Origin of the sequence: Paraburkholderia sp. GAS32, assembly GCF_050434225.1 — a bacterium.
In the GTDB taxonomy this organism is placed as follows: domain Bacteria; phylum Pseudomonadota; class Gammaproteobacteria; order Burkholderiales; family Burkholderiaceae; genus Paraburkholderia; species Paraburkholderia madseniana.
Genome location: NZ_JBNPVS010000008.1, coordinates 27,328 through 38,373, shown reverse-complemented (window position 1 = coordinate 38,373; position 11,046 = coordinate 27,328). Strand labels below are relative to the sequence as shown.

Here is an 11,046-nt window from a genome sequence, read left to right as displayed (position 1 = left end):
TCGGCCAAAAAGCACTTATAAGAAGCACATAAGCAATCCATCGCCTTATCGCGCTACATTTAGGAGGCACAAGGAGTTGCCTCATGGATTGCACCCTGCAGATATTTCTGGACGATCGCTGGGTTGACTGCGCGCAGATCGAGCTTAACGGCGGCCTTTGCCTGACCATCGACGACGTCGCCGTGCGAAGCGCAGAATTCAAGGAAATGATGTCCGCGCACGGGATGCTGGGCACCGGCACCACGGGGGTTCAGGGCGCGGCGCCGAAATACCTGCTAACCCGGGACCGCGCGGGCCTGCTGCGTGGTGATGCCATCCTGCCTGATGCCGATGCCACGCAGCACTTGATCGCGAAACTGCCGCGCGGGAATAGCGCGGCCGACGACAAGGTCCTGCGCAATGAAGCAGCGTACATGCGGGTGGCTGCCGCGCTGGGTATCCGCACGCACGCGGATTTGCCGACCCTTCACGGAGACGTTCTGCTGGTTCCGCGCTTCGACCGGATCGCGCGCGACGGGAAAGTCGTGCGCCTCCATCAGGAAAGCGTGGCATCCATTCTGGGGTTACCCGGTTTTGACCAGCGACCGAGCCTCTTCGAGGTCGTGGCCGGAATCCGCAAAGTTGTGAGCGATCCAGCAGCCGAAACGCTCGAATTCATCAAGCGGGACGTACTCAATCTGGCGATGCGCAACACGGACAATCACGCGCGCAATACGGCTGTGCAACTGGTCGAAGGCAGAGTTCAGCTCACGCCCCTGTTTGACTTCGCGCCGATGTACCTCGATCCCGAGTTGATCCCACGTGCATTGAGGTGGTATCGCCCGAACACCCGGGCTGAGCTGATGGACTGGACCGACGTGCTCGCGGCGTTGCCTGTACCTGACCACGAACGCCGAATGCTCGCCGCGGAGTTGAGCCGGTTTGCCGTACAGATCGAACGCCTGCCCGACACGATGGCAGCGCGGGGGGTCGATCACGACATCATCGAGTTCCTGACGCAGTACATCGATACACAGGCCCGACAACTGAAAGCTCTTCAACCCTTAGAGGCCTAGCATGCCCCGTCGGATTCGCCCCACCCGTGAAGAGCAGAACGCCCTGCGCCGCGCTTTCTACGAAAGGATCGCCCGGGGCGACATGACCATTCCTGAGGCCATGAAAGCGATGCGCAAGATGACGGGCCTGACCCAGGCGGAATTCGCCGCGCACCGAGGCGTCAGCCGCCGAGTCATCCAGGACATCGAGCGCGGGACCGGGAATCCGACCGTCGACTCGCTCAATAGCGTTGCGAAGCTTTTCGGCCTGCAGGTCGGATTTGTCCCAATCAGGCGAAACGAACCCGCTTCACCGACCTCAATTAGCGGCCTATGACGGCTTACATCGCCTTCTTGAACGGCGCGCCCGAATGCTCGCGCAGTTCATTAAAGACAATCTTCGGCCAGGCCTTCTGCGCGACTTCGATTTCCGACACATGCGATGCCAGATACGTCGGCGCATCCGATGCATCGAGCGCGATCCGCGCCGCGTACGAATCCGTGAAACGACGCAATTCAGCCGCATCGTCACACGTCACCCAACGCGACATGCGATACCGCGCCGGCGCCATCCGCACGTCGACCTTGTATTCCGTCGACAAGCGGTGCGACACCACTTCGAACTGCAGTTGACCCACCGCGCCAAGAATGATCAAACCGCCGACTTCCGGACGGAACACCTGAATCGCGCCTTCCTCGCCGAGCTGCTTCAGCGCTTCGCCGAGTTGCTTCGCGCGCATCGGGTCCACCACTTCCACCGTCTGGAAAATTTCCGGCGCGAAGAACGGCAGGCCAACGAACTGCAACAGTTCGCCTTCGGTCAACGTATCGCCGAGGCTCAGGGTGCCGTGATTCGGGATACCGATGATGTCGCCCGGATACGCCTCGCTGACCGTCTCACGACGCTGCGACAGGAACGTCACCACGTTATTCGCGCGGAACGTCTTGTTCGTGCGCGTCACCTTCACGGCCATGCCGCGTTCGAAATGCCCCGAACACACGCGAATGAACGCCACGCGGTCGCGGTGCGCCAGGTCCATGTTCGCCTGCACCTTGAACACCACGCCGGTGAACTTCGGCTCGTCCGGCATCACCGGACGTTGCACGGTCATGCGCATCGACGGCGGCGGTGCAAGGTCGACCAGCGCGTCGAGAATTTCCTTCACGCCGAAGTTATTGATCGCCGAGCCGAACAGCACCGGCGATTGCTGACCCGCGAGGAACTGCTCGCGATCGAAATCAGGCGACGCGCCTGTGATCAGGTCGATTTCTTCTTTCGCCTTGACCCAGCTATGGCCAAAGCGGCGTTCGCCTTCTTCGTCGCTGAGCGCTTGCAGCGTTTCGACCGCACCGCCCGCCTTATCCTGCCCAGCGCGGAACAGGCGCACCTGGTCGTGCTGAATGTCGTAGACGCCCTGGAATTCCTTGCCCATGCCGATCGGCCAGGTGAACGGCACGGCCGCCACACCCAGATGCTGCTCGATTTCGTCGAGCAGTTCGAGTGGCTCGCGCACTTCGCGGTCGAGCTTGTTGATGAAGGTAACGATCGGCGTCTTGCGGCTGCGGCAGACCTCGAGCAGCTTCAGCGTTTGCGCTTCGACGCCGTTGGCGCCGTCGATCACCATCACGGCGGCGTCGACCGCCGTCAGCACACGGTAGGTATCTTCAGAGAAGTCCTCGTGGCCCGGGGTGTCGAGCAGGTTGATGACGGCGTCGCCGTACTCGAACTGCATGACTGAACTGGCGACAGAAATGCCGCGCTGCTTTTCGATCTCCATCCAGTCCGAAGTCGCATAGCGATTGCTCTTGCGGCCCTTCACGGTACCGGCGATCTGAATCGCGCCCGAGAACAGCAGCAGCTTCTCAGTAAGCGTGGTTTTGCCCGCGTCCGGGTGGGAAATGACCGCGAACGTGCGGCGGCGTTTGAGTTCGGAGACTGACATCGGGTCTGGCGGTCACGGATAGAGGTTCGAGCGGTCTTCAGAAGCTTGTAGCCCCTGGTCTGCCATGTCTGGCGCGGCGGCGCCGAACTGCGGGAGCCGGTCTGAGACCCGCTTCACGCGGCAACTCCGCTGCGTCGCAACCAGGTTACGAACGAGCGTTTGGAAATACGGGAATTGCCGGCACAGAACAGCGCAGGGAACGAATGATACACGTCATGGGGGCGGACGTATCGGAAATGGGGATTGGGGGGCAGATGCGGCACTTGAACGGGGCTCCCTGCCAAGTGCTTCTGGCGAACAGCGGGCCGCTTGCGCAGCACTATTGATAGGCCATGGTGAAAGTGGCCACACCCTTTATTGTGCCCGGAGTCAAAGGCACGGTCGTTCGTATGTATAGGGCAGTCAGTCGAATATTCATCGTACCGCCTGCCGCCATGCCTGCCGACCATTGATTCATTTTTCCCGCAACAGGGGAGTCGGGGCCATAGGCAATCGGCGTCGTTCCATTGAGAATCTGCAAACCAACGCCCTTCGCGGTTGAGTCTGGCGTCAGGCTCAACGTGCTCGACGTGTTGGAAACGTTCGACGCATCGTTAGCGTCACATAAACCTTGGCCCCGGAAGGGCAGTTGACGCCAAGGTTGAACAAAGTTGCCCCAGCCGGTCCAAAGGCTAGACTGCTTGGAGACACGGTAGGCAGCGGCTGCGTAACAGAAGGTGTAGTCACACTGCAACTGCGCGGGACTATCGTCGCCATCACCGCAAGCGGGGGCCGCACTACCATCCGTAAGCCGAGTGACTCACTCTTCAGCATTACCACCGAACTAAGCGGAGGCGCGGCTTGCCTTGATATCTCGTCACCCATTACTGATACGACATCGTGAACGTAGCAAGCGCATTGACCGTCCCCGGTAAGAGCGCACCTGTTCTGATGTAGCGCGCGGTCAGCGGCACATCTAATGCTCCATCTGGCGAACTACCAATCGTCCATTGGTTCGTATTGCCAACCGTGTCAGAGTCTGGGCCGAACGAAACCGGTGAGTTGCCATTTAAAATCTGCACCCCAACGCCTTTCGCCGTCGAACCCGCCTTTAGCTGAAGGGTATTGCTTCGGTTCGCCGTATCCACGCTGTCCGTAAGCGTGATCAACACCTTCGCCCCGGAGCTGCAACTAAACGACAGCGAGAACTGCTCCGCCCCTGCGGTTGAACCGACGCCGGATGACAGCCGGCTGATGCCGATCGAGGGAAGTGTAACTGGAACAGCCGGCCGGCTAACGGAGCAGGCAGGATGGACGAATGTACCCGTTGCGCTCCCCGAAAAAAGGTCACCCTTAGACCAAGAGGTATCTTGATCAGACGACGTATAGACGATTGAGATCAATGGAGAAGTCGACAGCGTCGACGTTCCAAAACCTATCGCTCCTGTGACCACAAGCGTGGGTGTTACAGTAATGTTGGCGGTCTGGACTGGTCCGCCTATCGGTCCCTCGAAGAAGCAGCCAATCTTCACCTTACCGTCTTGCATCACCACGTCTTTCACGTTGCAATCAGATGAATTAAACGTGTATCGAACTCCGATACCAGCAATGTTGGTTTTGTAAAGGTCGTTGTATCCGGTAGCAAGCGATGCCTTTGTACTGAGATTTGCGTAATTCGTCGCGGCAGTAACGTTGTTAACTCGATTCGTAAAATGGCATTTCATCTGGAAGGTGCTGGAAGAAATGGTACCCAATGTCGTACCAGGCACCGTACTCACGGGTAAAGCAATATTTCCGGCCGCAATTGCCAAGTCGATATTCGCAACTTCGCAGGCAATGTTTGCGTGTGCTGATACCGAGATCAGGCCACCGAACAGTATCAGCGCAAATCGCACGAAGAGTCGCGTCAGCGAATGCCCCAAATGGAGTTCGCCAGCGTCGGCTTCAAAACGCCCAACATCGATATTGGTTGAGCCGATTCCGCTCATACTCAAGTCTGCTTTAAACATTGTATTCACCTTTCCGATTCGACACTGAGACGGTTGGCGGTCGCTGGATCCCGCTCGTCATCGGGACGGCAGTGTCCTTCCACCGATATGTACGCCGCCTCCGTCTTACCCGTCGACTTTGGCAACACATAATCAATCCGGCACTGCTCGGCCCCTGCCTCGCCCCACTTCACAAATAGCGAGCCCTTGTCTTCCAGGCCGCGCGCAAAGATCCGACTGTCCTGCGCCACCACACCCACAGTCTTGCCGTTTCCATCCACCACATCCACGCCAAACGGCAGCGCCTTGTCACCCGGTTGCGGCGCACGAATCAAGGCCGCCCGTCCGGTCACCGTCTTGTACTTGAGCATCACCACCGACCCGAGCCGCGGCACCGCCTGCTCCGAAGTCGATTCAAACTCAACATCGGTCGACGTGCCTTTCGGATCGATATCCACCGTGTTCATGCCATACGGCGTCAGGTACGGCACCACCGCATAACCACGACTGTTGACCTTCACACCCGGCGCGCTCGACACACTGGCCCCTTCGGCTCCCGGCGCATCGACAATGCCGAACGTATCGCCGACCGTCTGCGAGAACGTCACGCCACCGGGATGCGCGACCACCGTCCCGCTGATACCAGCCGACAGCTGGCTCGTACCCGATCCCGAACTGGCCGACGCAGTCATCTGCGCATACGGGGCGCGCCAGGTACCGCTGACACCCGCGTTGGACGCGGCCCCGCTGCTGGCGCTGTTGTACGTGCCATAGGCGTTGTACGAGTACTGGTTGCTGTCGCCGAGCGAGCCGCTGACATTAGCCTGCAAGTTCATAGCGCCGCCCGTGCTCGACAGGTTGGTCGACATCAACGGCGCATGCTGGCTGTGGCCGAGCGGTATCGTCGTGCTAACCATGTACAGGTTCTCCATCGAGCCGTCGGAGTTGCGCGTGCGTCCCGCCGTGATGCTGTAGGTCCCGTACTTGAAGCTGTTGGTGTAGCCGGCCTGATAGAACGTGTCGCTGCCGCTGCGATTCCAGTACTTCTGCGACGACGCGCTCAGAAATACGGTGCCTTGATCCTTGAAGTTCTGGTTGACTGTCACTTGCAACCGGTTGCGCTGCCGGTCGACCGAGTTGATGTCGCCGCCGTGCAAGGCCGCATCGCGCACAGATGCTGCATCCGACAGATTCAGGAAGCCTGCGGTCGAATAGCGATACGCCGCCGCCGAAATGTTCGTGTCCGTCGAATCGATGAACTTGCTGTAGCCGATGCGCAAGCTGGTGCCGCGCATCGTGCTCTGGCCCGGCACTTGGGTCTGAGCGCCGGTAATGTCCGCCGAGAGCGCGCCGTACTTCGTGTTGAGCGCGGCGCCGATGTCAGCGGCCACATAGCCGTTGGCAACCACGGCGCCGCCGTAGGCCGTCACCGTGTTAGTGAGACCACGCTGCAGGGTGAACTGCGCAAAAGCTGGCTTCGTTTCGAGCGTATCGTTCCGCAACTGCCCCGCCGTCGCTGAGAATCGCGTGGTGCCCGGCCGCAGTGACTGTGCAACCGAGGCGTACGGCACAGTAAAGCTTTGTGTGTGTCCGTCCGCTTCGGTCACGGTCACATCGAGGTTGCCGCCGTAGCCGGTCGCGTACAGGTCCTTGATCTCGAACGGCCCTGGCGACACCGTGGTTTCGTAAATGATCTGGCCGTTCTGGCGAATCGTCACGCGCGCGTTCGATTGCGCCGTGCCGCGCACCACCGGCGCGTAGCCGCGCATCGATTCGGGCAGCATGCGGTCGTCCGTGGCGATTTGCACGCCGCGGAAAGCCACGCTGTCGAATACGTCGCCGGCGGTGCTCGCATCGCCCAACGTCACTTGCGACTTGAGCTTCGTCACGTCGTGCTGGACGTAGGTGGCGATGTCGTCAAACTGCGTACCTTCACCGGACGCCGAGGTTACCGACGACTGATGGCGGAAATGCCATCCGCCAATGTTCACACCCGCATTAAGCCCCAAATAGCTCTGGGTCGAATTGATGCCGGCACCATTGGTGTGATACGTATTCGCGTTGTAGCTCACGAAGCCCGCGTTCACACCCTGCTGCCACATCTCCGCCGGCACGTAACCGCGCGCGGCGTTGCGCATGTACTTCTGCGGCACAGTCAGCATGAGCTTCTGTTCCGAGAAGTCGAAGTCGACGGTCGCGTTCGGCACGGCGGTTGCCAGGTCAATACACTCGTTGCTATCAGCAGCACCGGCAGGCTTGCCAGCCTGCGCCGCGGCAATCGCATCGCTGGCCTTTCCTGCCTCCGGCTTCGCAGCGGTGTCCACACCGACCTTGGCGAAATCGACCCCGAAGCCCTCGAGCACCTGACGACTAAAGCAAGGGCGTGCAGTGTCACTCCCCTCTACCGCCACAAAGCGGACGTCCTGCCGGGCGATGCGAGTATCGTTCAGCCACACGTCAACCGAGTACACGCCTGGCGACACCGCGTTGCCACGCGCGAAACGCGCGACGTCCACGGTCTGGTTCGGGTCGGTGCGCAGGAACGTCGAATCGAACTGCACGGCTGCGGGAGCGGTGTCGCTCTCGGAAGCACTCACACACGCCGGCTGGACGCCGCCCACCACCGCGAAAACCGACAGCACAACTGCGGTGACGGGGTTCAGGCCGAACGGACCAGATTGAGCACTGGTGCGAGCATGCGACTGAAGACGAGGTGAACGTTTCATGATCTGGCTGACTTCTAATGTCCGGTAACAGGCGTGCGTCGTCCCTGTGCGTTGCCTGTGCAACGCACGCTGTGGGCAGGAAAGGGTTGTCAATGGGCGGAAGGCGGCCGCCCGGCCGACGAACTACGGAGGTCTATTGGCCGAGCGTTGCGTCGCCGGGCATGGGGCCGCCGTAATCGCTGATTGCGGTGTAGTGGACCTTCGCGCCTGCGGCGACTGCATTCATCTGGGCGACGGGCATCACCTCGGTCGCGTGGGGTGCCACCATACCGCCCTGTTCGTTCTTGTATGTGTGACCGCCGCTCTCCACGTCGACTTCGCTAAACGACACGTAGTACGGCGTCGGATTCGATACGCTCAGGGCTTCGCCTTTGCCGCCCGGCGCAGCCGTGACCTTCCAGCTCAATTGGGCCGGCGCATCTTCCGGCTTGCCGGCCAGCTTCGGCGGCCGCACGAACACCTTGATGCGTGTCCGATAGGCAAGCTGCAGCAAGTTGGCGTTATCCTTGTTGTCTGCCTTCGGCGGGATGTCGAGCACGTTGAGCCAGTACACCGATTCGCGATCGGTCGGCACGGCCTCACCGCTGTAGATAACCCGCAGCGTTTGCGACTTCTTCGGGTCCATGCGGAAGATCGGCGGCGTAATCACGAACGGCACTTTGATTTCGCCTGGCTTCGCATCCGGGTGGCCGTCGTCGATCCACACCTGTACCAGGGATGGCGTGCCGCTGTCGTTTTCGAGCTTGACCGTGACTTCGCGCTGGTCAAGCGGATACACCACACGCGTACCGCCAATCGTCACGCTTGCATTTGCGTTGCCTGCCAGCAGCGCACAGGCAAATCCAACTCCTATTGCAATTCGACCGAGCTTCATCACATTCACCTCTTTGAAAAATGGTCTTAAAAATGGGCTATAAAAAAGCGCTCGCGCGAGCGAACGCCTCGGCTTTCGCTTACTGGTACTGCATCGTGTAGTTAACGCTCGTGCTTACTGCACCGGCCGTCGCCTTACCCGTGGCGTAGTACTCGCCGTAGTAGTTAAGGGTTGCAGCGCCTGCAGTGATCGTCGCGCCATTAGCGGCGATATCGTTGTTCAAACCGCTGGTGATGTTGATCGGTTGGAACGATGCGTTCAGCAAACGCACTTCGACGTTGGTAGCCGGACTTGTGGCTGCCTGGTTCTTCAGGTAGCCGTTGCTTTGGTCAACGGTCGGGCCGCTTTCGAAAAAGGCCACGGCCTTGGTCGCTGTGCCCGAGCAGCCGGTCAGTGCCAGCACGATCGGCTGCGTCCGGCCCGCCGTTGCGCCTGCAGTCCCGAGCGCGGAGGCCGAAACCTCCGGCAACTGGACACCCGGTATGTCAGCAGGTGTGCCGGCCGCCTTGCCGTTAATCGAGCACGTGGTGTCCGACAGGCTGCCCGTGAACGTAATCGTGCCGTCCGACGCTTGCGCGCCGAGCGATGCAAGGCCCAGCAGACCGCCGGTTGCGAACGCAACTGCGGGGATGAGTGACTTCATAGTTACTGCTCCAGTGAGTTAAAAAAACAACTTTCTTGATTCGATTCAACGGCGAATTCGTATTCGGTACGACCCGCCATCTGCCCCTGGGCGTTCCAATGTTCATCGCCGGAAATGGCGGTCTTGTTTCGAACCATCGGCCTATCGTTCAGGCGCAAAACAATATTAAGATTCCGCATTGTCGAAGTACCTAAGAAGATTCTTAAATTCGTAGGACTATCCCTACGATTGATTCGAATGCATCCGACAGCCATGTCTTTTACTCGGATCAACGATTAAGACTTTTCCGAAAAATGCATGAGACACCTCCGCCCGAACTCTCGCGCCGCAAATGAAAAAACCCCGCCGCATCGTTGCCGATGCGGCGGGGTTTCCGAACAGCACTAACCGCGGACTATGCGCCGCTGGCTTCGTTCAACGTCAGATGCTTCGTCTCAGGCGCCCATGCAATCGACACCACCATGCCAATCAGCAGGACAACGGCAAGCACCATCATCGTCGAGTGAAAACCCAGGTGGAGGATGCCGAGCGGCAACAGAAACGTACCGACCGCCGAACCAAGACGGCTGCACGCAATCGCCAACCCGACGCCGCACGCGCGCACTTCGGTCGGAAAACACTCTGGAGGAAACACGCCAACAAGGTTCGAGAAAGCGGACATCGTCAGCGTGAAGATCGCGAACGCGACGATCATCGCGAGCGTCGCTGACTCCGGCAGCAGGCTCAACGCAATCAACGACATACATGTCACTGCGAACGAGCCGATCAGAAACATACGGCGCGATAACTTAATGGTGAGCCAGATACCGATCAACGCGCCGAGCACGAGGAAACCGTTCAACAGAAAATCCGTGCTGGAGTTGTTGTCCAAATGAATCGCTTTAAGAATGGTGGGCAGAAACGTGTAGATCGCGAAATAGGGAATCACGAGGCACACAAAGAACGCGCAGTTGAAGATCGTTCTGCGGATCAGGTCCTTCTTGAACAGGCGCATGAAGCCACCGTGCGTTTGCGCGTGTTCGTCATCGCCGCCGTCGAGCGTCACGTTGGGGCCGAAGTGCTTGAGCACGATCGCTTTGGCTTCAGCAACACGTCCCTTGCCATGCAGCCAACGCGGCGATTCAGGTGTACCTATACGCAAAATCAACACGATCAGCGCCGGGATGCCGGCCGACGCAAGCAGCCACCGCCATGCATCGGGCGACGCGTCCGCATACTGCATGCCAAGCACGTTGGCCGCCACATAGCCAATTGTCCATACCACGCTGAACGACCCGAGCAAAGTGCCACGATGTTTGCGTGGCGAAAACTCCGCAAGGATCGCGTGCCCAACCGCGAAATCGCCGCCCATGCCGAAGCCGATCAACACCCGCAGCAGACACAACTCGAGCGGCGAACTCACGTGGAACTGCGCGAACGCTGCTGCGGTGATGATCAGAAAACTCAACAAAAAGATCTTCTGCCGTCCCAGGCGATCCGACAGCCAGCCGAACACCAGGCTGCCGACAAAGATGCCCATCAGCGCGGAACTGCCGATCATGCCCATCCAGAACGCGTCGAGCGGCATCTGGCGATTCAGCGACGCCAGTGCATAGCCGATCGTGCCGAGTGCAAACCCTTCGGTGAAGTGGGCGCCGAACGTCAGCCCGGCAATCTTGACGTGGAACGCGTTCAACGGAACGTCGTCGAGAGGAATGGGGCCGTGCACGGCCGTCGCTGCGGCTGACGACAAAGTGGGGGCGAGGCCGAAAGTGGCCGCCTGGCTATCCTGATTGCTCACGCTGTCTCCTTGTATGTGTGTGCGCGGCGGACGCGGAGCCGGCGTGATGCCGGTGCCGCGCCAAGCCACGCAGTTGGGC

General features: G+C 59.9%; 10 protein-coding genes. 2 read left to right on the top strand and 8 right to left on the bottom strand.

The window, feature by feature from the left end; translation table 11 throughout:
- Positions 1-83: 83 nt before the first annotated feature.
- Positions 84-1,055, top strand: coding sequence for a type II toxin-antitoxin system HipA family toxin (locus P3T25_RS12165; RefSeq protein ID WP_233464701.1), 972 nt, complete (start codon positions 84-86; stop codon positions 1,053-1,055).
- 1 nt (position 1,056) lies between these two features.
- The gene (locus tag P3T25_RS12160; protein ID WP_154557997.1) at positions 1,057-1,371 is read left to right on the top strand and encodes a helix-turn-helix domain-containing protein; all 315 of its coding nucleotides are present in this window, start codon (positions 1,057-1,059) and stop codon (positions 1,369-1,371) included.
- Between the two features lie 4 nt (positions 1,372-1,375).
- Here P3T25_RS12160 and P3T25_RS12155 read toward each other — a convergent pair whose 3' ends face one another.
- From P3T25_RS12155 to P3T25_RS12120, 8 genes are all read right to left on the bottom strand, one after another.
- Positions 1,376-2,977, bottom strand: a complete 1,602-nt coding sequence (locus P3T25_RS12155; RefSeq protein WP_074289095.1) for a peptide chain release factor 3 — start codon at positions 2,975-2,977, stop codon at positions 1,376-1,378.
- Positions 2,978-3,296: 319 nt separating this feature from the next.
- Complete coding sequence (locus P3T25_RS12150) at positions 3,297-3,710, bottom strand: fimbrial protein (RefSeq protein ID WP_414693365.1); 414 nt, start codon at positions 3,708-3,710, stop codon at positions 3,297-3,299.
- Between the two features lie 130 nt (positions 3,711-3,840).
- A complete protein-coding gene (locus tag P3T25_RS12145) occupies positions 3,841-4,965 on the bottom strand; it encodes a fimbrial protein (RefSeq protein WP_154557998.1) in 1,125 nt (374 codons plus the stop codon).
- Between the two features lie 5 nt (positions 4,966-4,970).
- Positions 4,971-7,670 (bottom strand): fimbria/pilus outer membrane usher protein, encoded by a 2,700-nt coding sequence (locus tag P3T25_RS12140; protein ID WP_429358179.1) that lies wholly within the window; start codon positions 7,668-7,670, stop codon positions 4,971-4,973.
- Positions 7,671-7,803: 133 nt separating this feature from the next.
- Entirely contained in the window at positions 7,804-8,544 is a 741-nt protein-coding gene (locus P3T25_RS12135) for a fimbria/pilus periplasmic chaperone (RefSeq protein ID WP_154558000.1), read from the bottom strand.
- Between the two features lie 79 nt (positions 8,545-8,623).
- Entirely contained in the window at positions 8,624-9,187 is a 564-nt protein-coding gene (locus P3T25_RS12130; RefSeq protein WP_154558001.1) for a fimbrial protein, read from the bottom strand.
- 2 nt (positions 9,188-9,189) lie between these two features.
- A complete protein-coding gene (locus P3T25_RS12125; RefSeq protein ID WP_267905002.1) occupies positions 9,190-9,324 on the bottom strand; it encodes a hypothetical protein in 135 nt (44 codons plus the stop codon).
- 257 nt (positions 9,325-9,581) lie between these two features.
- Entirely contained in the window at positions 9,582-10,967 is a 1,386-nt protein-coding gene (locus P3T25_RS12120) for an MFS transporter (RefSeq protein WP_429358178.1), read from the bottom strand.
- Between the last annotated feature and the right edge of the window lie 79 nt (positions 10,968-11,046).